Below are 23,396 nucleotides of genomic sequence, written 5' to 3'. Positions count from 1 at the left end.
TTTGGTTGTAAAAAAATGATTCGTCGTCATTGGTGCAGCCTTAACATCGCCGGGAGTGTTTCCAGCACTTCCGGTTTGTTTTTTCCAGGCCCACCTGGTGTCAATAGCAGATTTTTATATTAATAAACAGTCAGCGTTTCTCCATCCCAGTTATATTGCACGCCCATTTTCCGGAGGATCTCCAGTACGTCGGACAGGTTTACGTTCCTGTACATCTTTCCCCGGAAGATCCTGCCTGATGCCGTTCCTTTAATTTCCACCCGGATATCGTACCATCTTTCCAGCTGCTTCAATACTTCCGGCAGCTGCAGCCCTTCAAAATTGAAAAGCCCGTTCTTCCAGGCAATGACCGTGGATACATCCGGCACATCCACTACTTTCAACGCAGTGTGCTCCGCAACCGGTACCCGCGCCTGCTGGCCGGGAAGCAGAGTAACCGGTTCCTGCACACCGGTACGGGATACCCGTATCCTGCCCGAAAGCAATGTGGCCCGTATCGCGGCTTCACCGGGATAGGCATGTACGTTAAACGAAGTACCCAGCACCGCTATGTCCGCCAGCTCATTCACCTGTACATAAAAGGGCCGGCGGGCATCTGCCGCCACTTCCAGGTAAACCTCGCCGCTTATCCTGATACGCCTTTCCCGGTCATCAAACGAAACCGGGAACGTAATGCTGCTGGCCGCATTCAGCCATGCGCGCGTACCATCCGGCAGCACTACCTGGAACTGCCTGCCGCGGGGTGTTTGCATCGTATTGTATGCCATCGTCTGTTGAGCGCCGGGCGCCTGGTCATATACTACGCGGTCATCTTCCAGGCTTACCTGCGTACCTTGCTGCAGCGTCCGCCAACCGCTGTTCAGGCTATCCAGCGTGAGCTTTGTGCCATCCGCCAGTGTTAATACGGCCCCCTCGGTTCCGGGCGGTACGTCCTGCTTGTTTTCTACGTTGGCGGATGCATTTTCGGATGCCGGTTGTTTTGCAGGCCACAGGAGCAATCCCGATATGCCCACCAGTATGGCAGCAGCGGCAGCCCATCCTATACGCACCCAACGGCCCGTTGACCTGCGCTCTCTCCGGGCGGCAGCGCGCATGTCCATAAATGCCTGCTGCCAGTAATCCCGGTCGTAAGGCTGTACATGCTTATACGACGTCACCTCCGCTGATGCCAGCCAGGCATCCAGCTCCGCCTGCAGCGTACCGCTTTCATCTGCGTTCAAAAGCGCTATCAGCCGGTTATAATCTTCCGCAGAAGCCGGGCCGTTTCTTGTTCTGGCCAGCAGTTGCCGCCATTCGGTATGTTGAGCATCCTCCATAAGAATTCCGGAAAAGGATTTAAAAAACACCATTCAGCGCATGGCGCTATCTATATGTACATCGAAAAGCAGGAATATACCTATTCGGAGAAAAAATTATAGCAGGCCCATTATCAGTAATGCGGGCAATATGATTCCCTTACGGGCAAGATAGGATTTGACGGATTTAACAGAACGCACAAGGGAATTGCGGACCGTCTGCACAGAAAGCCCCAGTTCTGCTGCAATCTCCCCGGGCCGGAGCCCTTCCTCGCGGCTCAGTTGAAAGATACGGCGGGCCTGTACGGGTAATAATGACGTAGCCTCGCGGATAAGACGGGAGGTTTCCTGGAAAGCCAGCTCATGCTCCGTGGCTTCGTTGCCGGCACCTTCCTGCAGCGGCGCCCATTCCTGCGCTTTGCGGTCCCTCGCCGCCTGACGGGCCAGCCAGCTATAGGAACGGTTATAAGCTATTTTAAATATCCAGTTGCGGGGTACTTCCACATGGATGAGCTTTTCGCGGTCTAACCACAGGTACAGGAACACTTCCTGGATAATGTCCTTTACCATCCATTCCTTACCGGTAACTTTCATCACCAGTTCGTGCAGGAGCGGCACATAGGCATGGAACAGGGCATTAAACGCATCCTCATCGCCTTCGGCGATGCGTTCAAAAAGTGCTTTTTCGTGTCGATATATTAACGCTGTGTTTTCCAAATCTCCGCCTCAAAAGTAAAGCGAATTAATAAAAACCCCTAAGTTTATCAAATGCTCCTTCCTGCCGACAAACAATGCTTCCCTGCAGGAGCGCTGATAGCCGCCGCACATGGCCATGCCCGGCGGCCTCAAATGCAAGAGGCCGTACCGGTACGGTACAGCCTCTTCCTGTGATTCCGCGTAGCGGAACATGCCTACATCCTGAACAACTCGCCCAGTTTCTTCTCCAGCTCCTCCCCCCGCAAATTCCTCGCAATAATAACCCCCTTCGGGTCCACCAGGAAATTGGAAGGAATCGCACTCACCCCATACATCACCGCAGCCTTGCTTTTAAACCCTTCCAGGTCAGACACCTGCGTCCATGGCAGACTGTCTTTCTTCACAGCGCCCAGCCAGGCCCTTCTGCCGTCCTCATCGTCGAGCGACACACCCAGTATAGTGAAATTCTTCTCCTTGTATTTGTTATAAGCCTTCAGCAGGTTCGGGTTCTCCGCGCGGCAGGGCTTGCACCAGGAAGCCCAGAAGTCTACCAGCACATACTGCCCGCGGAAATCGGACAGGCTGACGGATTTTCCGGTGGTGTCTTTCTGTGTAAAATCCATCGCCGGAACGCCTATCTGGGTTTTCTTGCTGGTGGCGATGATGGCCGCCATCTTTTTTCCGGCGGAAGATTCCCGCAGGCTGGCGGGGAAGCGTGCAAACTTCACCGCGGCCGTATCGGGATTGAAATTGTAGCCGAGTTCCAGCTGTTGAAAGGTAATGAGGGATATGTAGGAATTGGGATGTGCGGCGATGAATGCGCGGTTAACGCTGTCGTACCCGGCTTGCGTGGTGCGCATGATGGCCCTGATCGGCGCCAGGAAAACGCTGTCTTTCCGCTGTTCCGGCGTGGCGGCATTGTATTTGGCCATCAGTTCGCTGGCGCTGTCGCGGTAAGGCTTCTGCAGGGCTTTGAGCGCGTTGTCGTCATCGTTTGTAGCGGAGCCTTTCACTGCTGACTGCCGGATATATTCTTTCGCGGTGACGGTGATGCTGGAATTTTCTATATAGAAATAAAGCGCGTCGCGCTCCGCATTTCTCGGCCGGGTAACGGTATCGTGCTTTACAGTGAGCACGGCCATCGTGGGAGCGGCCAGCGCACCTTTAAAGGTGAAGCTGCCTTTACGCAGTATAACGGAATCGATGACTTCCTTACCGTCATCTTTATAATTCAGGTAAGCTTTGGCGGGCGCATCCAGCGTACCGATCTTTCCACGGATGGTAAATCCCTTCTGGGCCAACAAGCTCAACGGAAGGCAGCAGGCTGCCGCCAGGATCATACTCTTTTTCATTGCGATATTATGTTCATTAATGAAGGAAATAATGTTATGGCACCAGCGATATGCCGCTGATGAAAATGGCGTCGTACATGGAGGCGTATTTAACAGATGCCAGCGAAGTAAAACGCAGGTACCGGGCGGTGGTTTCGCCGGTATCGATCGTTTGCATATTATCGGCGACGTTGCCTTCAAATACGCCTTTGTCCGTCCAGCTGACGCCGTCCATGCTCGTTTCTATCCTGATGGAGGTGGGATAACCGCCCAGAGTAGGATAACTTAACAGCGGAGGTAAATAGTAATTCACCGCCGTGAAGGTGATATCCCGGTTAAAATTGATGGAGATCCACTGCGGCATTTGCTGCGTGATATTGCTGGCCCAGTAGGTTGTGAGATTATTGTTGTCCAGCACATTGGCGGCGGCAAATGCGTTGAATACGGAAGATACGCCATCGATCGTCCAGCCGGTTTTGCTGATCACCAGCGGCTTACCGGTTTTGAATACCAGGTACACCACCCTGCTGGTAGCGATGCCGTCCGGATTGCCGTCTACCGACTGGATGACCACCGGCAGCACGTAAGTAGAATACTCCATCAAATTCGTCTGCAGGCCGATGTTCAGCTCCGCGTCTTCGGAAACCGGGGAACCCGCCGCGATGCGTGTGGTGGGTTTGTAGAACAACCAGGAAGTTTTCGGCATCACCATCGCATCTCCGTACTCGGCACGGTACGCCGTGATCCTGGCGGTATCCACGGCGAAGCTGACCCAATGGTCTGAAGATGATGTGTGGCCGGATAAGGCCGCTTTCAGTCCTACCACCATAGCTGAATCCTTCAATATGGAAACAGGTATTTGCACAGTGTCTTTATCCGCGGGCAGCTGGAACGAAATGCTGCCTCCGGGCAAAGGCGCGGGACTGTCGTCCTTGCGGCAGGCGGCCAGTAATAAAATGAACGAACAGAATATCTGGATATAAATAGTACGCATTGTTGATGTTTTTGATTATGGGTTCTGTGGCATATCGGGATGGAAGCGCGTCACCTGTATGGGTATCTGCAGGGTGTAACGTTCGCTATGCGGCGGCAGCGTGGCGATCACGTTGCCCTGCGCATCGTACCGTACTACTTCAGCCATCCTGTTCTCCTTGTCCAGCCGGCGCATGTCAAACCAGCGCAGCCCGCAGAAAGGCAGCTCGTGGTTTCTTTCCAGCAGTACTTCCTGCAACACTTCTTCCGGGTCTGCTGATTCGAAGCGCACATAGCTGGCGGCGGGGAACCTGTTCTTGCGGACATCGTCCAGCGCCTGCAGGGCTTCCGGCAGTTCGTTGGCGCGCGCCGCGCATTCCGCGATGATCAGCTTCATTTCCTGCACGGAGGTGCCGGCATTGGTATAGTATAAAATGGAATTGACCTGTGGCGGGAAGTACACGGTGGCGCCCCTGGTCGTAAAAGAAAAACCGTCTGTGCTCTGATAGAACATCCTGACGCGGAGATCATTGCCGGCAAAAGAACGCATGAAATCCAGATCAGCCGCCACTTGTCCAATGACCATCCGGCCATAAATAACATCCGGGTGCGTGCTGAGCAGGTTCGTTGAAGGAAGCGGCCCATTGAAATTGATCATCTCCGCCTTGCCCATCGTCAATGCCAGTTCTGCATTCTTCCGCGCTTCCGTATAGTTCCGCGCATAAAAATATACCCTGGCCAGTACGCTGTAACCCGCTGCCATAGAGCCGCGGAAGCGGTTGCCGCTGTTATCCACCGGCAGATCGGGAATGGCGGCATTCAGGTCATCGATGATGTGCTTGTAAATTTCGGCAACGGTGCTTCGCGCCGGTACCTCCTGCGTTACGTCATTGGAGGTAACGAAGGGTACCGCCTGGTCTTCGCCGGCAGTAGCGGAATCATAAGGCTTGCCGTACTCATTCACCAGATAAAAGTATTCCAGCGCGCGGCCCAGCAGCGCTTCCGCTTTCAGGCTCCGCTTCTGGCTGCCGGTGGCGGCGATGGCGTCATCTATTCCCAGCAATACCGTATTGAACTGGTTGATACGGGCGTAATGCTCTCCCCAGAAAGCAGTGGATGCATTCAGGTCTACGGAGAACTGCGGCGCCCATGTATACATCAGCTCATAAAGCTGTGTAGGAGGTGTAGTAATAGCCGCAATATCCGCGTTATCGCCAAAATAGTTAGACCAGCAGTATGGCTCGCCGGACCCTCTTGCCAGCAACTGGTCGTTCAGCCACTGATCGTAATCCGCAGCCGTTGAAAGCAGCTTCTTGCCCTTCGGGGTCACATCCAGGTATTTATCGCATCCCGTAAGCAACAGGCTGCCAAGTATTAACTGAATCAGGATATATTTAAAGTGTTTCACGCATGTACAGTTTAAAAGTTGGTAAAAATGCCGGCGGTGTAGGTAGGCGTCATATAACGTTTGAGATAACTGCCGGTAGCCACGCTGTAGTTGTATTCGTTCAAACCAACCGTCAGCAGATTGGATGCCTGGCATTTCACTTCAAAATGACTGAAGCCGGCTTTCCTGATGAACGGAGCATTGTCAAAGCTGTAAGAAACCGTCAGGTCGCCCAGGGTGATGTAATCTCCGTTGACCACGTATTTGTCCGCATAGTTGTACGGATTGGAAGCAGTAGCATTGTTATATCCCGGCAGCGCCATCACGTCTGTTACAAACTCATCGCCGGGAGCTTTCCAGTAAGTGCCCGCACCTTCCTGCGGCCTCAGTGAACCGGGACTGGGCCGGGGTACCCTTACCTTAAAACCGCCGTAATAGTTGATCATGCAGAAAACATAGAAGTTGCCGATATCTACCCGGTTGCTTAAACCCGCATTGACAGTAGGAATAGCAGATCCCATGTACATGGTAAGACCCGAGGTATCGCTTTTCATAGCCAGTGCCGTAGGTGTGCCGGAACCCCGCTTGTCCGTATGATACGCCTGCCCTTTTGTATTCAGCACCAGCGGATGCCCGGTGCTGTCAAGCCCCGCGAAACGGTAAGCGAATAACCCGCCTACGGGATAGCCTTTTACGTATCCCAGTGCGCTGAGTGTTTCGGGATTGTAGGGGCCGTTCTGGAACACCTCCAGCACCTTGCTGCTATTGTGCGCGACCACAATACCCGAGTTCCAGTTGAAATCCCGTTTCTTGATCCAGTCCGCATTCACACCCACTTCAATGCCCCTGTTGCTGATAGTCGCCGTGTTGATCAGCGAAGGGCTTACACCGATAGTAGGATCGATCTGCGCGTTGCCCAACAGGTCTGTACTTTTTCTTGTATAGAAATCAACCGTACCGTTGATGTTCCTGAAAATGTTGTAATCCAGGCCGATATTGAAGTTGTTCGTCTGCTCCCAGCGCAGGCTGCTGTTCGCATATGAAAGCAGCTCCAGCGAAGGGCTGGCGGGTGAAGTGTACGGGTTCATCCCTGCTTCGGCGATCACCTGAGGGAGGGACATTTTGGCTACGTTCCCGTTGAAACCGTAAGCCATCCGCAGCTTGAGCATATTGACCCACGAAACCTCCCGCATGAAGTCTTCCCGGTGAATATTCCATGCCGCACCGACAGACCAGAGCGGTTTGTATTTGTACTTGGGGTTCGTGCCGAAGAGGTTGGACTGGTCTATACGCATACTGCCGGTAAGCGAATAGATGTTTTTGAAAGAATATACAATGTTGGCATAGGCGGATAAAAACCTGTCTTCGGCATACACCTGGCCGAACAGGGTTTCATATGCATCGTGTAAAGGTTGTGTCAACCCAAAGGAGCCTCTTACCGCTCCTGTATTGATGGAAGCAAGGTCTGCCGGCTGCTGCAGCAATGTTTCATCATTATAACCGAAATAGCTGGCCAGGTTGCTTTTGTCTACCAGGTTCCTTACTTCTCCACCCAGTATCGCGTTAACGGAATGCTGGCTGCCGATCCTTTTGTTGTAATTCAGCTGCGCGCGGGCGGTATAGCTGGATGTAGTGGAGGCTTGCTGCTGGAGGTATCCGCCCTTGGGTATATTGTACTTGAGCGTTCCGTCCGGGTTCACGGCAACATAAGCGTTCACGATCTGGCGGGTGTCGGAAGAAAGCTCTGAGGCCAGGGAGCGCCAGTCTGACCGGGAAGTTTCATAAATACCACCGAACGTCAGATCAAAACCGCCACCGATCATATAGCTGAAATTAGCCATGATCTTGTTATTGATGGTACGTGTTTTGTCCCTGATCTCGTTAACGTCTACCAGGGGGTAAGACAACTGGTCGTACAATCCCCGCGCCATCAGCACATCATTGTAATAAGGTGAAATGCCGTCTGCTACAATATACGCTGGCGTTCCGTTCACATTCTGGAAGCGCTCGTAGGGCGCTATGGAAGTGAAGGACGGCACGGGCGCGCTGTTATCATTTTGTTCCTGGTAGTCCAGCGTCAGTTCCAGGGAAAGCTTTTGGGAAAATCTCAATGTGCTGCGGGCGCTGAGCAGCGTTCTGTTGTTGTCGTTATTTTTATAGGTTTCCCGGTTGCGTGTATGGTTCGCCGTAATGTAGTACAGCGCGTTGCTATTGCCACCGGAAACGTTCAGGTTGTAGGTTTGCGTGACCGGAGAACGAAGGAACAACCGGCTGTAGTCGTCCGTATTGTCGTAGCTGTACAGGTCGGCCAGCGCCCTCGTTGCCTGCTCGTCCGTAATTATTTTTGCCGCCTGCTGCGCCAGGATATAAAATACCCTGTTGCGGGGCAGCGTACTGTTGGGCGTATGCAGCTGATCCCAGGCGCTTTCTGTGGCGATTGGGCCGCTCACGGCTTTCTGATAATTGGCGACAACGGCAGAAGCGCTGTCTTCCCACCGGTAACGGTTGTAATTTTCTTTCGGCGTGATGCCGGTAGTTGCCCTGAAGGCGAATCTCGGCTTGCCCAGCGACGCCTGCTTTCTTTCGATCACGATCACGCCATTGGAAGCCCGCACGCCATACACGGTGGCAGCGGCAGCATCTTTGAGGATGGTCACGGATTTGATCTCGTTCGGATCGATCATGTCCAGCGTCAGCTCTGTGGGATAGCCGTCTACCACGATCAGCGGATTCTGGTTGGCGGACATAGTGCTGATACCGCGGATATTGAACAAGCTCCGGGAGGAGGACCTGCCGTCCGGCCCGGTGCTTACAAACGGCACATCATTGTTGATCATCAGACCCGGCATCCTGTTCACCAGCCCGTCTATGAAGTTGGTGCTGATCCGGGATTCATATTCTTTGGTGCTGATCCGGGAAACGGCGCCGGTGCTTTGTTCCGGGCGGATGCGCTGGTAGCCGGTATTGATCGTCACCTCCACATCTGACAAGGTGGTAACGGCCGGCGTCAGCGAAATAGTGAGGCTGTTGGAAGACAGCATGGAAGATGTGACCACCACCGTTCTTGTCTGGTATCCTACATAAGAAACCATGATGATATCTCCCTCCACAACATTCAAACTATACATGCCCCTGGCATCTGTAATGCCGGAGATGTTCCTGTTCCGCACAGCCACGGAAGCGCCCGAAAGCGGCTTTCCGAGGGAATCGTTCACCAGCACGGTGATCATTGCGACGGCACTTTGCTCCTTTGGAATATATGGCAAAACCTTTTCCGGTGCGGATGCGGATACGGTAATGGTTTTACTGGCGATAGCGTATTTAAGCGGCTGGCCATGAAAAATAACCGCCAGGAAGTCCCGCAGCTCCATATCCTTTGCCGATACGGTAACGGGTTTGGTACTTTCCAATGTTTTTTCGGTATACAGGATAAAGTAGCCGGTCTGCTTTTCAACGTCCGCGAATATCTTTTCCAGCGAAACGTTCGTTCCGGAATAGGTGACCGTCTGCGCCGAGATTTTGGCGCTGGCGTCCAGTAAAAAAGCAGTGAGTAAAATCATCGTGAGCTTCATCACCAGAAGAATTTTAAAAAGGTTACGGCGCCCCCCCAAGGCAGCCCGGTAACCCAAAGCGAATTTTTGCATAAATTGCATTGGTTTTGGTTGTAAAGAGTACTAGTAATATCTTCAAGCAATCCGGACCGTTTAGCCGTCGCGACTGCAATCGTGGCGGCTTCTTTGTTCAGAAAGTTTCGGGGTTATCTGGATTTCTATTGCATTATCAGGAACCGGAGATCAATAATTTCCGGTCTTTCAGGCTGGCGTTTATCCCGAAATTCTTCAGGAAGCCCACTACATCAGACAATTGTACGTTCCTGTCCATCTTTCCTTTAAATGTAACCTCCGGCACGGTTCCCTCGTAGATCACTTCTATATCATACCATCTTTCCAGCTGGCGCATCATCACCGGAAGGTCCACATCATTAAAATCAAAATATCCGTTCTTCCAGGCGGTAGCCTGGCTGATGTTGACGTTGTTCACTACCCTGATGGGCTTGCCCGCGGCCACCTGCGCCTGCTGGCCAGGCTTCAGCAGCTGCCGGCCGTTGTTCGCATTCACACGGAGCGCGCCCTCCACCAGCGTTGTTTTCACCGCCTGCTCCTGCTCATAGGCGTTTACGTTAAAACTCGTAGCCAGCACCTCTAATACGGAACTGTCGCTTACTTTCACGATGAACGGCCTGGCATTATCCTGCTCGATATCAAAAAACACTTCACCGCTGATCTCTACCGTTCTGTTCCTGCCGGAGAAAATAGTGGGATATTTTATGGAGCTGGCAGCGTTCAGCCATACTTTGGAGCCGTCCGGCAGCACGAGCTGGAACTGCCGCCCACGGGGTATTTCCAGCGTATTGTAGCTCACCTGCATGCGGCTGTCTGTAGTATGATATTCCAGCTGCCCGTTTTTCAGCAATACGTTAGTTCCTCGCTGGGAGGCCACCACGCCGTTGCCCAGGCTGTCCAGCACCACCTGGGTGCCATCCGCCAGCGTGAGCACGGCGCCGTTGGTGCCGGGCAATACCTCCGCCCGGGCGGACTGTGCGGGCGCCACCACCTGCTGGTTACGGCCGGCATTCCAGAGATACGCGCCTGTTCCCGCTACGATCAGTACCGCGGCGGCATAGCGCCACCAGCGTCTTTGCAGGAAAGGCGTCATGCGTACCTCTTTTGAAATGGAAGGTTGTGCAGATCGAATGATACGCCGGGCCATGCGCTCCGCGAACATCTTGCGGAACTCCTCCGGCCAGGCAGCAGTTTCCGCCTGCTGCCGGTAGTTTTGCCATAGATAATCCTCTACCTCCGGATCAAGATCATCCCTTTCAAACAATTGAAAGAAGGCTTCCTTTTCCGCGGCGGACAATAATCCCCTGTTATATTTCTCTACGAGGTCGGCAATAGATTGTTGCTGATGCATAGTTTTATGGTGCGCACATGAGGCGGCACATACCTATAGACACCCGGAAAGGAAAAAAGCGGCAACAGCAATGGCAACTTTTTTTTTGAGGGGCGTCCTGCCGGATCACGGGCAGGCAGCGCAAAACCCTTTGAGGAGGTATATCCCGCTAGATCGCGGGCAGACAGAGCAGTAAAATAACGGGAAGGGGGTCAACAGCATGCCGGTGGAGGAAGTCCCGGATCTCGTTCATCGCGGAAACCAGGTTCCAGCGTACGGTGCGGGTAGCGATCCCCAGCGCCCGGGCCACCTTCTCCTGGTTGGCGCCTTCCAGGTGGATCATGGTAAAAACGGCGCGTTTCTGGTCCGGCAGCTGCTGAATGGCCTTATCCAGCAAGGTGCGCAGCTCCTTGTTCTCATGCTGCTGGTCCGGCGTCAGCAGATCGGGAACATCATCCGCCTCGCCCAGCTCGAACTTCGCGCCGGCGCGCCGCACCGCATTGATCAGGAAGTTCCGGCTGACCGTGAAAAGATATTTATCCCAGTTCTCCACCTCCCCCAGCTTGTCCCGCTTCTGCCAGATCCGCATAAAGATATCCTGCACCAGCTCTTCCGCCTGATGCCATGATTTGATGAAAGTAAGGGCATGAAAAAAAACGCGCTCCGAGTACAGGTAGATCATTCTCTCAAAAGCCTGCTCGTCCCCCCGGGACACCAGCAGCAATAATTCGCGTTCAGGATTTGACTGGATTTCTGACAATAACTATCAGCATTTGACTTGAACTGCAAGTTTAAATAAAAATCCTGAAGAAAGGAATTCCGGCAAATGCGGAAATGGCAGATGCCGGGCGCAGCCGGCCGTTTAATACTTCCATTCCCAGTTCCGGATCTCGGGCATGTCTTCCAGGTGTTCCCTGATATAGGCGTGGTGCTGTTGCAGCTTCAGCTGGCACATCTCCAGCAGCGGCTCCTTGTGCCGCTCAGGCATAGCCTGGTTCTTTTCAACCGCTTCCATGCAAACATGATAACGGCTGATGCCGTTCAGTACCGTCATATCAAATGGCGTGGTAGTGGTTCCTTCTTCGCGGTATCCTTTCACATAGAACCGTTCCGGATGTGGCCGGCGATGCAGGATATCTTCGATCACGCCGGGGTATCCGTGGAAATTGAAGATCACCGGCGTGTTTTCCCCGAACAGCGTGATGAACGCTTCATGCGGCAAGCCTGCCGCATGTTCCTGTTCCGTGGCAAGGCACATCAGGCTCACCACGTTCACTACCTGTATCTTCATTTCCGGGGCGCGCTCCCGTAAAATGGCTGCCGCCGCTATGGTTTCCAGCGTAGGCACATCGCCGCAGCAGGCCAGTACAATATCGGGAGGCTCCGTTCCGCTGGTGGAGGCCCAATTCCATACCGAAGCGCCGCGGCGCACATGCTCCTCCGCCCCGCTCATGTTCAGCCATTGCAGTTCCTGCTGCTTGCCTGCAATAATAACGTTGATACGGTGCGTGGAAGACAGGCATCTGCTCATCACCGTTATCAGCATATTGGCATCGGCGGGAACATATACATTGAAGAGCCCGCTTTTCTTTGTGATGAGGTTGTTGATGAAGCCAGGCGCCTGATGCGAGTAACCGTTGTGGTCCTGCCGCCAGCAATGGGAGCTGAGCAGGTAGTTCAGAGAAGGCAGCGGCTTTCTCTATGGGGTATCCCTACAGCCTTTCAGCCATTTGGCAAACTGGGTGAGCATAGAATCGGTGATGGGCGCAAACGCCTCATACGTGGCGAACAAGCCATGCTTGCCGGTGAGCAGGTAGCCTTCCAGCCAGCCCTGGCACAGGTGCTCGCTCAATACTTCAAACACCCGCCCCTCCGGCCCGATGTGTTCATCCGGGCCATGAACGGGAAGCATGCTGCAGCGGGAGGTTACTTCAAAAACTGCGTCCAGCTTGTTGGAGCTTGCCTCATCCGGACAAAACAGCCGGAAGTTATTGTGTTCGCGGTTCTCCACAAATACGTCCCGCAGGAATTTTCCCACCTCCTTTGTGGCGCTGGCTTTTCGCGTTCCGGGCGGGTGTGCGTTGATGCGATATCTGTTCGTTTCGGGTAGGCGTAATGGTTGGGGATTGTTTCCGCCATTGGCATAAGGAGAATTGCCCATGCGTAGCGCGGCCGGCGGAATATTGGAAGCAGCAGGCGCGGTCAGCTTTCCTGCCGGATCAAACAGCTTTTCAGGCTCGTAAGAGCGCAGCCATTTTTCCAATGCGGCCAGTTCTATATCGTCATGCTTCACTTCTTCCAGTGGTACCTGGTGTGAACGGAAGCTGCCTTCCACCTGTTTTCCGCTCAGCGTTTCAGGGCCGGTCCAGCCTTTAGGGGTTTTCAGGATGATCAGCGGCCAGCCGGCTTCGTGCGAATTAAATTCTTTTCCGGCGCTGCGTTTGATGGATATGATCCTGTCGTAAGCCTCATCCATGGCAGCTGCCATATGACCATGCACATCCTCCGGATCGCTCCCTTCTACTATCCTGACGGCATAGCCTTCGCCGCTGAATTTTTTAATGAGCTCATCGTTGGAATACCGGCCTAATATGGTAGGAGAAGCGATCTTGTAACCATTCATGTGCAATATGGGAAGGACCGCGCCGTCCCGTTGCGGATGCAGGAAATGAATGGACTTCCAGCTTCCTTCCAGCGGGCCGGTTTCCGCCTCTCCATCGCCGATCACACAAACCGCTACCAGCCCGGGATCGTCGAACACTGCGCCAAAAGCGTGGGAAAGACAGTACCCCAACTCTCCCCCTTCGTGCAGCGATCCGGGGGTAAGCGGACTAACGTGGGAAGGCATACCGCCCGGTGATGAGAATTGCCGGAAAAGCAGGCGCATGCCTTCCGCATCCTCCGTAACAGCGGGATAATGTTCAGTGAAGCTGCCGTCCAGATACGCGCAGGAAAGCACTGCCGGCGCTCCATGACCAGGCCCGGCGATGAACACCAGCCGCATGCCTGTATTTCTTATCAGCCTGTTGCAGTGCGCCCATACCAGGTTCAGTCCGGGACAGGTTCCCCAATGCCCCATCAGCCGCGGCTTTATATGCTCCGCCTGCAACGGCTCCCGCAGCAGCGGATTAGCCTTCAGGAATATTTGTCCTGCTGAAAGATAATTAGCAGCCTGCCAGTATGCATGCACTGCTTCCAGTCCGTTCGGGTTCATGTCTTTCATCAGCCTGTATTTTTTTTAAATGACTGCTCCGCTATTATTTTTTCCTCATCGGTCCTGATGATCCCGATATATACCGGCGCTCCTGTTTCAGATATGCTATCGTTATGCCGGGCGTTCTGTTTCTCATTCAATGTGAAACCCATCCAGCCCATCCTGACTGCGATCCTTCTTCTCACTTCCGTATTGTTTTCACCGATGCCGCCGGTGAATATCAGCGCGTCTATCCCACCCATACCGGCCGTCAGCGAAGCAATGGCCGCACAAACGCTTTTTACAAAATACTCCACAGCGAAATCCGCCCCCGCGTCGCGCTCACTTTCCTTCACCAACTCCGAGAGGTCGCCCGTTTTTCCATGGAGCGCTTTTAATCCGCTTTCCCGCTGCAATAGCTCTTCCATCTCTTCTACACTGGCCTTTCTCTCCTTCAGCAGGTAAAACAGGACGCCGGGATCCAGATCACCGGGCCTGCTGCTCATGACGATGCCGCCGAACGGCGTAAACCCCATGGTGTTGTCTGTACTTTTTCCCTGCACTACAGAAGTCAGGCTACAGCCGTTCCCAAGATGCGCAATGATGATCTTTTTATCTGCCAGCTCCGGCCGTGTTTCCTTTAACTGCCGCAGCACCGATTCGCAGGAAAGCCCGTGAAAGCCATACTTTTTGATGAAGCCGTTAGTAAGTTTTGCGGAAATGGGTATGCGGGAAGAAAGCGCCGGCATTTCATGATGGAATTGTGTATCAAAGCAGATCACCTGGTCCACATCCGGCAATCTTTCTGATAAATAGCGGATGCAGGCCATGGCGGGAGGATTGTGCAGCGGTGCGGCGCCGGCATATTGCTCCAGTTCTTCAAGTATATCCGGCCCTGCATGCACGGGAGCGGTATGAACTCCGCCATGCACCATTCTGTGGCCGATGCAGGCAATCGCTGAAAGAAGCCCTTCTTCTTCCAGGAAGTCCAGTATTTCGTCAAGTGCCTCCACCAGGTCCGTTTCGCGTGATATTATACGTATGACGTTACCGGTGCGGGGATCGCGGACCTCCACCTCCGGCGTAGCAAGATCTTTTACCACGAAACGGTATCTCTCTTGCAAAGCCCCCTCTTCCAGTAGAAATGCGGCGCATTTCAGGGAGGAAGATCCGCAGTTAACGGCAAATATCATTTTCGGCTTCAGATCCATTAACAGAGAGGCGTAAATTCCATGCCAGCCTGGGCGGGGCTACGCGGAATCGGGGCTTTTTTATCGGGGAACAAAGGTTACGGGGGTTACGGGGGCTACGAACAAAACAACTTTACACTTTTATGCCGCTGACGGGTATTTACAGATGAATATTTCTTCACAACGTGTAACGGTAATGCCACGATCTTCATCCAGTTTTTTGCGCCGCCCTATCCGGGGGCTCGGGAGTAAAACAAACTACAGTGCAAGTATATAATGCGTACTCCTCCCTCCACCCTCATTTATCAAAGCCCCTATTTCCACCAACGCCTGCAAATCTCTGGTAGCTGTTGGCTTGGATGCTTTGGTAATAGACATATATTTCTTAGCCGTCATGCCCCCTTCGAAACCTTCCGGCCCGGCATCCAGCATCTTCCTGATGGCTTTCAGCTGGCGCTCATTGAGGGCATCCCTGAAACGGTCAAAGAAGATGGTTTTTTGAAGTGTAAATTCAATAAGCTGGCTTGCCTGCCGCTGGGCATCAAGCGCTGTTGCAATAAAGTAAGCAATCCAGTCCGTGATTTTATTGCTGCGTTGTGCTGCTTCAAGGGCTGCGTAATAAGTGCTTTTGTTTGCTTCAATGGTGCGGGATAAGCTTAACAAAACCGGCCGGCCTATGGTCTGCGATAGCGCCTTTTCCGCAATCGCCCTTCCTATACGGCCATTCCCATCTTCAAAGGGATGAATGGATTCAAAATACAAATGCGCAACAGCGGAGCGGACGGGAGCTTTTTTGATCTCCTTTTTTCCGCCGGGAGCGGTATCATTGAACCACTGTATAAACCGTTTCATTTCTCTGGATACACTGGAAGATGGCGGCGCTTCAAAGTGGATTTTCTCTTTTCCAATAGTTCCGGATACTACCTGCATGGGCGAAGTACCTTTCCGCCAAGCCCCCGCGTTGATACCCTTACTTTGCTTCAGCAGCATCTTATGCCACTCGAACAACTTCGATTGCGTTAGCTTTTCAGCATAGGTATTCCGTACATCTACCATTAATTCCCCTGCGCCCAAAGCCCGTTTGTCCTTGACCGTATCCGGCTTTTTATTGAGCCCCATCTTGTTCCGGATAGAGGAAACAACATCCTGCCGGCTGATAAACTCTCCTTCTATAGCCGATGTTTTTACTGCTTCAGCCACCATTGTGCTGATAATAGCTTCCATCTGCCGGTCTTCAGGCATGGCTTTCAACACACCGGTAATATGCCCGGTTGCTTCCGCAAAGGCAAAAAGGGTATCTTCTACAGTTTGAAGATCGTAGCTGAAATCCGGCCAGTCTTTTTGCTGCCAGTTGTACTTCATGAGCCGATTATTCTGGTTATTCGGCTCAAATATACGCAAAAAATGAGCCGAATAATCCATTTATCCGGCTCACGAACCCGCCGCCCACTGCATCAGCAACCCGCACAAATACCCCCCATAATTCCCGAACACATACCCCAGCACCGCCAGCAGCACCCCCACCGGCGCGAGCGAGGTATGAAATGCAGACGCGATCAGCGACGCCTGCACCGCGCCACCGAGGTTCGCCTCACCGGAAACGGCAAAGAAAAAGTAAGGCGCGCGGATCAGCCGCCCCACGATCACCATCGCAAGGATGTGAAACACCAGCCAGATCAATCCTACCAGCAATAACCCATAATTCTCCACTACGCTGACAATATCCATCTGCATCCCCACCGCGGTAATGAACAGGTACAGGAACACATTCCCCGTACGCGAAGCCCCCGCGCCTTCCAGCCGGCGCAACGGTGTAAATGACAATATCACGCCCAGCGTGGTGCAGATGATCACCACCCAGAAGAAAGAAGAAGTAAGGCTGAACCGCTCCAGCACCGGGAAATGCAGCTGCACATAAGCCACCAGCGGCTCTGCAACCAGGTATGCAAACCCGCAGCCGCCGAATGCGATAGCAAGGATCAGCAACACGTCCCGCAGCGCGGGGATTTTTGCAGTGGCCATCTGGTAAGCTTCGATCTTCTCCCGCACCTCATCCACATCGCGGTCATCCGCGCGGAAGAAACGGTTCAATTGCCGGTTCTTCCCTACCCCGTACAGCAGGATCGCCAGCCAGAGATTGGCGATGATCGTATCGAGCACCACCATGGAAGAGAACAACTGCGGACTAGGCTTGAACACTTCGCTCAACGCCGCCAGGTTGGCGCTGCCGCCGATCCAGCTGCCGGACACGCAAGCCAGTCCGCGCCACACGGCATCGGCACCCTCGCCTCCCACCAGTGAGGGCGCGAACTGTTTTACGATCAGAATTGTCAGCGGTCCCCCGATGATCACGCCCACCGCGCCGGCCAGGAACATGCTGCCTGCCTTTTTACGCAGCTTCCATAGCTCCCGGATATCCACGCTCAGCGTGAACAGCACCAGTCCCGCGGGCAGCAGGTATTTGGAAATGATCTCGTACACGCGCGAGTCGTTGCCGTTGATCACGTTCGTGGTGTTCAGGATGCCCGGCAGGAAGTACATCACCAGTAAAGGCGGACAGAAAAAATAAAATCGTTTCAGTATCCTGTTCTGTGAAGTAGAGGTAAGCTGCACCACCGCGGCGATGACAGCAAGCAACCCGAATACAACAATGTCTTGCGTGATCAGCGGGGTGCGGACAGTTAATAGATCCATACTATCGTTTACGCAGGCCCAGGCCCGGTTCATCTGATAAAATAATTTTCCCTTCTTTCAACACCGGGTCATGATACGGGTTGTTCGCCATCAGCCAGCTGCTGTCCAGGTCCACCCAGTCGCATAACGGCGCGATGGCGGCGGCTCCCAGTATGGCAACGGACGATTCCCCCATGCAGCCGATCATCACCTTTAGTCCTAATGACCGCGCCTTCTGCCATATCTTGTATCCTTCGAGCATGCCGGTGCATTTCGACATTTTGATATTGATACCATGGTACACGCCTTTCGCTTTCTCCACGTCTGCCAGGCGCTGCACGGCTTCGTCTGCCACCACGGGCAGCGGGCTGTGTTCGGTGATCCAGGCGTTATCGTCCCACCTGTCAGCGGGCATGGGCTGTTCAATGAATACCGTTCCTTTTTCTTTCAGCCAGTGGATCATGTCCAGCGCCTCCTGCCGGTCCGTCCAGCCCTGGTTGGCGTCTACGGTCAGCGGTTGGTTGGATTCGGAGCGGATCACTTCTATGATCCCGCGGTCGTTGTCCCCGCCCAGCTTAATTTTCAGGAGTTTGAAATCGGTGGCTTCCCGCACTTTTTTGCGGATCATGTCCGGCTCGTCCATACCGATGGTAAATGATGTAACGGGCATGGTGGCGGGGTTGGCGCCAAACAGCTTGTAGCAGGGCTGTCCGGTCATCTTGCCGTAAAGGTCGTTGAGCGCGATATCGATGCCTCCCTTTGCGGCGGTCAAGCCCGGGCGTTTGCGTTCCACGAAATCCATGATCGCCTGGCGGTTGCTCATGTCGTTGAAGCGTGCGAAATCGGCCACCAGGGAGGTATAGAAACCGGCCACGTCGTCAACCGTTTCATTGAAGTAGTAGCCCGGACTGGCTTCGCCGGTGCCGGTATATCCTTCATGCTCCAGCGTTACATAAATAACCGTTTGGGAAAGCATGGTATGACCCGAAATAGTGAACGGGTATTTTTTCTTTAGTTCGAATTTTTCAAAGCTGAGTTTCATTCGTATCTGTTTTTTCAATTTTTTAAAACGAGTTTCGGGCAACGCAACATCAAGCCAGCGGTGCTGCCGGGCAAAACCCGGATATCCCCATCCGGATCAACGCGCGCCCGCCGTTACCTGAAGCGGGCACCCGCATGCCGGCATGCGGATCAACGGGCGCCTGCCGCAGCCAGCGAGCGCGTCAGGCCGTTCTTTTCGTTTGTTTTGTAGAAATAAATGCGGTTGGCCCTTGGCAGGCTGATGGACAGGCGCACGACTTTTCCTTTGATGACCGTAAAGTCGTAGATCGCCCGGAGGCCGTGATCGAAGCCCTTATATCCTACATGCGTGCCGTTGTTATAAACATTTTCAAGCACCACGGAATCTGACGGCGCGCGGTGCATCATGAGCCCTTTTGGATGTGACTGGAGGTATATGGTTACATCACAATCCTCACTATGATAAGCTCCTGAAAGCTGTTGCTGCAAAGCCGGGGAAACGGGACGGGAGGCCAGTTTCACATAGTTGGTCGTTGCACCGCTGCGGGTCACCGCCAGTGAATTTCCTTTATCGGAAAAATGATAGACCGCCTTGTCGTACAAAAACTTACCGCCGGGAAGAGCGTGTAGCCGCGCCCGGTATTGCAGCAGCTGCTGGTTGCGGACGAAAAACTGCATTACTTCCGAACTGTCCTTGACGTTCATATAGCTGCCGGCTTTCCCCGCCAGGTCTTTCGGCTGCACGGGAACCGTATCTTTTTCGGAATAAGGAAGCGGATCTGTAACTGTGCGGTTGAACAGTATTTTGAATACATCGTTATTCAGCTCCACCGTGGAGATCTCCTGGTTGTTGCCCATGTAGCTCACGGTGATGTCTTCCCCGGGATAGTAAGTGGTCAGCGCGCGGAAAGCCCCGAGGAATCCCGAATGCGTGATCTGCGTAACACCCTTGATGTCTTTTACATACACCCCGCCGTTCGCATAATCACAGGTATCGCCGTTATTGTACACGTACCGCTCAAGGCGCATCTTCGTAAAAGGATCGTTTGGACCAAAATGATGATTGACGTACAGCAGCCATTTCTTCAGGTCCCCGGCTGTTGTGATCAGTCCCGCCGCCCCGTAGTTCTCATCCATAACGGTGCCGGCGTGGAATGTTTTGCCGCTGCGGTAATAGCCGGTGGCCTTGTTGGAGGTGACGGACCGGAAGGGTTTGCGCATGAACGAGCGCGTCATGCCGGCGGGTATCAGCAGGCTGTCCTGCACAAACTTCGAAAAGGAAACGCCTGACAGCTTTTCTACGAGGCTGGCCGCCAGGTCGTACCCCGCATTGGTATAGGAAAAGCGCTCTCCCGGCTCGTAGTTCAGGTTAGCCTGGCGGAAGATCATATCCAGTGCAAAAGCCTGGTTCATCAGGCGGTAGCCCGTGGGCCAGCTGGTCAGGTAAGTAACGTTCCGCCAGTCCTTCAGCCCGCTGGTATGCGTAAGGCATTGCCGGATGGTAATGGTGCGGCCGTAATCAGGCAGCTCCGGAAAATATTTTCGTATATCGTCTTCCAGCGACAGCTTTCCCTGCCGTACCAGCAGCAGCAAAGCCGTTGCGGTGAACTGCTTGGTAACGGAAGCAGCTTCGAACACGGTGCTGTCCGTGATCGGAAGCGGCTGCTCCAGGTTAGCTACACCGAAGGCTTTGTGAAAAATATCCTTTCCCTGGCGGCTGACGATCAGCACGCCGCCGGGCTCATTGTCCGGGTACGACCCCACCAGACGGCCAAGCTGCTGCACAATACTGTCTGCCTGCTGTGCCTGCGCCTGCGAGCACAGCAGCGCGCCGGCCAGGCAACATCCTATCCTGAAATATTTCAAATTCATATCAATTCCTTTTAACGGGTTTTAAATCCAGGTCATGAAAATCGAGGCTGACATCCGTCAACGGTGAAACTGCTTTCATCTTCGCCGCATCGATCTTTCCTTCGGGCGTCAGAGAAAAAGTGATAAAAGCGTCCCCGCGTATTTCCCGGTGGTCCCAGCGCACGATGAAGGTTTCATATTGCCAGTGCTCCACCTTGCCATGGAACAGCGGCGTGCGGCTGAATTGCATGTACAAGGCGCCATTTTCCATGGTGATATCGATATCGCCGTACCAGGGATCGCGGTAAGTGCCGCAGTATTTTTCCAGCGGCAATGCGGGGCGGGAGTTGCTGTCCCGCTTGCCCAGCGCCTGTTGCTCCAATTGCGAGAACCGAGCAAACTTCGCGTCTTCCTGTTTGCGGAAACCGGCTATCCAGTCGAACGGACCAGTTTTAAGATAATAGTCGGCGATATGCTGGATGATGGCATTGTAGGCGTTGCCGGATTCCTGGTTCGTCAATATCGTGATGCCCAAATTGATCTCGGGGAACATCATCACGCAGGACACAAAGCCGTCCAGCTTGCCGCCATGCGTCACCACCTTTGTGCCGCGGTTCATGTACACACGGAAACCAAGCGCATAAGCATTCAGCGATGAACGTGACGGTGCTATCCACGCGGGCACGTTCAGTTCGGGCATCGGGTTAACGCCGTGCCACAACAGGGCCGCGGTAGAAGGTCTGAACAACGTTCTGCCGGAATCCAGCTGTATCTGCATCCATTTTGCCATGTCCGCGGCAGTGGATACAATACCTCCGGCGGGACTGGACTTGTCGCTCATCCCCTCTTCAAAAAATGTTTCCAGCACGCTGATGTTGCCTTTGCTATCGGGAATATGCGAGTACGCGATATTGGGCTGTTTCTCGAATAAAGAAAAACGGTGCAGCGTTTCTTTCATATTGGCAGGCTCCAGTATTTCCTTCCGGATAAATTCTTCCCATTCCATTCCGCTGACGGCCTGTATCAGTTCCCCCGCAGCGAGGTACAACACGTTATCATATGCGTACGCGGACCGGAAACTGTTCACCAGCGGAAGATGCCGTATCCTTTCCACGATCTCCCGGCGGGTGAAAGTAGTTACCGGGAATTGCAGCAGATCGCCGGCATAGGGCGCCAGGCCGCTGTTATGCACCAGCAGGTCTTTGATAGTGATCTCTCTTGTTGCATAGGGGTCGGACAAACGGAACCAGGGCAGGTGATCGATCACCTTGTCGTTCCATTGCAGCTTGCCGCGCTCGGCGAGAATGCCCAGCGCCGTAGCGGTGAATGCCTTGGTGTTGGAAGCGATGGGGAATAATGTATGCTCGTCTACTTTCAGATCGCGTCCCATTTTCCTCACCCCGTATCCTTTCGCCAGCAAGGTCTGCCCATCTTTTACCACGGCGATGCTCAGGCCGGGCACATGGAAGGTCTTCAATACTTTTTCAACATACGCATCCAGGCCGGGCGGCAACGATGATGTCTTTTGCTGACCGTAAGCGCATGCGGATACCGTCAGGCAACAAAAAAGCAATGCTTGTCGACAGGTTTTACTGCCGAATATCATCCATTTCATATTGATTGAATAAAAGTTAAAACAGGTCCTGATCCGGCCATACCGTGCTGCTGCTGTTGACAGCCGGCCATATCAGGTGATCGATCGCTGTGGTGAAAGCGGAACTTGTATTTCTTGTGTTCAGTAATATCGACCAGCAATATCCATGGTACGTGCGCACCATCCAGGTGCGGGTGCCGGACAAGGAACCGCCGTGCCACCAGTTGTGGTTGACGCTGCTGATGCGGATGCCGAATGCATATTGCGATATCGTTGATGGCGTGCTCATGGTGGTGATGGTAGCCGGCGCCAGGATGTCCGGCACGGTGCTGAAGCCGTCCACATGCACCATGATACGCAGGATGTCTATCGCGCTTGCGATCCACGAACCTGCCGCGCGCAACCTAGAAAAGGTGTTGCTGTTATATCCGTAAGGATTTTGCCCGCTCTGGCCGTAGTATTTCACCTCGTTGGGCTTTCTGCCTGCCAGTGAGGACGCGCCTATCTGCATGTTCGTTACACCCGCCGGCGTAAGCACATTCTCTTCGATAAAGTCTACATAGCTTTGCCCGCTGACCTTTTCAATGATCCTTCCCAATATCATAAAACCGAGGTTGGAATAATCCGTATTGGTCCCGGGTGGATTTGCCAGCGGCCGGTTATCGATCGCCCAGCCGATCAGCTGATCGATGTTCAGGGTGGATTGCGCAAACGCGGGATCGTTGGAAGAGTTGCCCCAGCCACCGCCTTCGTGACGCAGCAGGTATTCCACGGTGATATCTTCCACATGCACGGGATAAGGCAGGGAGCCCAATGTATCGCCCAGCAGGCCGTCATCACCGAATACTTTATCCGTCAGTTCCAGCTGATCATCCTCCACCAGCTTCATAATACCGATGGACGTAATGAATTTGGAAAGACTGGCGATCCGGAAAAGGCTGGAAGTATCTACCGCTTCCAACGCCTCCACATCGGCCATGCCATATCCTTTGGCATAAACGAGCCGGCCGTTTTTGGTAACGGCGATGGAGGCGCCCGGCACATTGTACAGCGCCATGAAGTTGGTGATCTGCGTATCGATCACCGGCATGTCAACATCCTGTATATGCTGCTCCTCGTCTGTGTCTGACTGCGTATCGGGCGGTATCGGCGGCGTGATGTCTTTTTTGGAACAGGCCGCCAGCAGCAGGCAGAGCAGGCATAACTTTATATAACGGTTAGAATAGTACCAACGCATAACA

General features: G+C 53.6%; 16 protein-coding genes and 1 pseudogene. All 17 read right to left on the bottom strand.

Features of this window, described 5'->3' with window-relative positions; all coding sequences use genetic code 11:
* Positions 1 to 119 precede the first annotated feature (119 nt).
* Entirely contained in the window at positions 120 to 1,316 is a 1,197-nt protein-coding gene (locus CCY01nite_RS21940; RefSeq protein WP_186831200.1) for a FecR family protein, read from the bottom strand.
* A 96-nt stretch (positions 1,317 to 1,412) separates the two neighbouring features.
* Complete coding sequence (locus CCY01nite_RS21935; RefSeq protein ID WP_146866252.1) at positions 1,413 to 2,012, bottom strand: RNA polymerase sigma factor; 600 nt, start codon at positions 2,010 to 2,012, stop codon at positions 1,413 to 1,415.
* A gap of 194 nt (positions 2,013 to 2,206) precedes the next feature.
* Positions 2,207 to 3,343 carry a TlpA disulfide reductase family protein gene (locus tag CCY01nite_RS21930; protein WP_146866250.1) on the bottom strand — a complete coding sequence of 379 codons (1,137 nt, stop codon included), beginning with the start codon at positions 3,341 to 3,343 and terminating at the stop codon, positions 2,207 to 2,209.
* Between the two features lie 34 nt (positions 3,344 to 3,377).
* Complete coding sequence (locus CCY01nite_RS21925; protein ID WP_222614464.1) at positions 3,378 to 4,316, bottom strand: discoidin domain-containing protein; 939 nt, start codon at positions 4,314 to 4,316, stop codon at positions 3,378 to 3,380.
* 15 nt (positions 4,317 to 4,331) lie between these two features.
* Positions 4,332 to 5,702 carry a RagB/SusD family nutrient uptake outer membrane protein gene (locus tag CCY01nite_RS21920; protein WP_146866248.1) on the bottom strand — a complete coding sequence of 457 codons (1,371 nt, stop codon included), beginning with the start codon at positions 5,700 to 5,702 and terminating at the stop codon, positions 4,332 to 4,334.
* A gap of 11 nt (positions 5,703 to 5,713) precedes the next feature.
* Entirely contained in the window at positions 5,714 to 9,253 is a 3,540-nt protein-coding gene (locus CCY01nite_RS21915) for a SusC/RagA family TonB-linked outer membrane protein (protein WP_246130003.1), read from the bottom strand.
* Between the two features lie 208 nt (positions 9,254 to 9,461).
* Positions 9,462 to 10,655, bottom strand: a complete 1,194-nt coding sequence (locus CCY01nite_RS21910) for a FecR family protein (protein ID WP_146866244.1) — start codon at positions 10,653 to 10,655, stop codon at positions 9,462 to 9,464.
* A 148-nt stretch (positions 10,656 to 10,803) separates the two neighbouring features.
* On the bottom strand, positions 10,804 to 11,394 hold the full coding sequence (locus CCY01nite_RS21905) for an RNA polymerase sigma factor (protein ID WP_146866242.1): 591 nt from the start codon (positions 11,392 to 11,394) through the stop codon (positions 10,804 to 10,806).
* Positions 11,395 to 11,496: 102 nt separating this feature from the next.
* The gene (locus tag CCY01nite_RS26940) at positions 11,497 to 12,165 is read right to left on the bottom strand and encodes a phosphoketolase family protein (protein ID WP_246130019.1); all 669 of its coding nucleotides are present in this window, start codon (positions 12,163 to 12,165) and stop codon (positions 11,497 to 11,499) included.
* Positions 12,157 to 13,848 (bottom strand): annotated as a pseudogene (locus tag CCY01nite_RS21900) (phosphoketolase family protein); the annotation flags it as partial. The gene CCY01nite_RS26940 and the pseudogene CCY01nite_RS21900, both read right to left, overlap by 9 nt.
* Before the next feature lie 8 nt (positions 13,849 to 13,856).
* Positions 13,857 to 15,038 carry an acetate/propionate family kinase gene (locus CCY01nite_RS21895; RefSeq protein ID WP_146866240.1) on the bottom strand — a complete coding sequence of 394 codons (1,182 nt, stop codon included), beginning with the start codon at positions 15,036 to 15,038 and terminating at the stop codon, positions 13,857 to 13,859.
* 237 nt (positions 15,039 to 15,275) lie between these two features.
* Positions 15,276 to 16,379 carry a Fic family protein gene (locus tag CCY01nite_RS21890; RefSeq protein WP_146866238.1) on the bottom strand — a complete coding sequence of 368 codons (1,104 nt, stop codon included), beginning with the start codon at positions 16,377 to 16,379 and terminating at the stop codon, positions 15,276 to 15,278.
* Positions 16,380 to 16,448: 69 nt separating this feature from the next.
* On the bottom strand, positions 16,449 to 17,711 hold the full coding sequence (locus CCY01nite_RS21885; RefSeq protein WP_146866236.1) for a DUF819 family protein: 1,263 nt from the start codon (positions 17,709 to 17,711) through the stop codon (positions 16,449 to 16,451).
* A gap of 1 nt (position 17,712) precedes the next feature.
* Positions 17,713 to 18,732, bottom strand: coding sequence for a dipeptide epimerase (locus CCY01nite_RS21880; protein WP_146866234.1), 1,020 nt, complete (start codon positions 18,730 to 18,732; stop codon positions 17,713 to 17,715).
* A 149-nt stretch (positions 18,733 to 18,881) separates the two neighbouring features.
* Positions 18,882 to 20,582, bottom strand: a complete 1,701-nt coding sequence (locus tag CCY01nite_RS21875) for a serine hydrolase domain-containing protein (RefSeq protein ID WP_146866232.1) — start codon at positions 20,580 to 20,582, stop codon at positions 18,882 to 18,884.
* A 1-nt stretch (position 20,583) separates the two neighbouring features.
* Positions 20,584 to 22,176, bottom strand: a complete 1,593-nt coding sequence (locus CCY01nite_RS21870) for a serine hydrolase (RefSeq protein WP_146866230.1) — start codon at positions 22,174 to 22,176, stop codon at positions 20,584 to 20,586.
* A 16-nt stretch (positions 22,177 to 22,192) separates the two neighbouring features.
* A complete protein-coding gene (locus CCY01nite_RS21865; RefSeq protein ID WP_146866228.1) occupies positions 22,193 to 23,392 on the bottom strand; it encodes a serine hydrolase domain-containing protein in 1,200 nt (399 codons plus the stop codon).
* Positions 23,393 to 23,396 lie beyond the last annotated feature (4 nt).

Origin of the sequence: Chitinophaga cymbidii (assembly GCF_007992715.1) — a bacterium.
Lineage (GTDB): Bacteria > Bacteroidota > Bacteroidia > Chitinophagales > Chitinophagaceae > Chitinophaga > Chitinophaga cymbidii.
Note: the sequence above shows the minus strand (reverse complement) of the source record. Positions and strands in the feature narration are given on the sequence as shown.

Coding starts and splice junctions, on each gene's coding strand:
- CCY01nite_RS21885 (WP_146866236.1), bottom strand. CDS start 17,711: ATGGATCTATTAACTGTCCGCACCCCGCTGATCACGCAAGACATTGTT.
- CCY01nite_RS21925 (WP_222614464.1), bottom strand. CDS start 4,316: ATGCGTACTATTTATATCCAGATATTCTGTTCGTTCATTTTATTACTG.
- CCY01nite_RS21875 (WP_146866232.1), bottom strand. CDS start 20,582: ATGAATTTGAAATATTTCAGGATAGGATGTTGCCTGGCCGGCGCGCTG.
- CCY01nite_RS21930 (WP_146866250.1), bottom strand. CDS start 3,343: ATGAAAAAGAGTATGATCCTGGCGGCAGCCTGCTGCCTTCCGTTGAGC.
- CCY01nite_RS21870 (WP_146866230.1), bottom strand. CDS start 22,176: ATGAAATGGATGATATTCGGCAGTAAAACCTGTCGACAAGCATTGCTT.
- CCY01nite_RS21890 (WP_146866238.1), bottom strand. CDS start 16,379: ATGAAGTACAACTGGCAGCAAAAAGACTGGCCGGATTTCAGCTACGAT.
- CCY01nite_RS21880 (WP_146866234.1), bottom strand. CDS start 18,732: ATGAAACTCAGCTTTGAAAAATTCGAACTAAAGAAAAAATACCCGTTC.
- CCY01nite_RS21865 (WP_146866228.1), bottom strand. CDS start 23,392: ATGCGTTGGTACTATTCTAACCGTTATATAAAGTTATGCCTGCTCTGC.
- CCY01nite_RS26940 (WP_246130019.1), bottom strand. CDS start 12,165: ATGAGCAGATGCCTGTCTTCCACGCACCGTATCAACGTTATTATTGCA.
- CCY01nite_RS21910 (WP_146866244.1), bottom strand. CDS start 10,655: ATGCATCAGCAACAATCTATTGCCGACCTCGTAGAGAAATATAACAGG.
- CCY01nite_RS21940 (WP_186831200.1), bottom strand. CDS start 1,316: ATGGAGGATGCTCAACATACCGAATGGCGGCAACTGCTGGCCAGAACA.
- CCY01nite_RS21915 (WP_246130003.1), bottom strand. CDS start 9,253: ATGAAGCTCACGATGATTTTACTCACTGCTTTTTTACTGGACGCCAGC.
- CCY01nite_RS21895 (WP_146866240.1), bottom strand. CDS start 15,038: ATGGATCTGAAGCCGAAAATGATATTTGCCGTTAACTGCGGATCTTCC.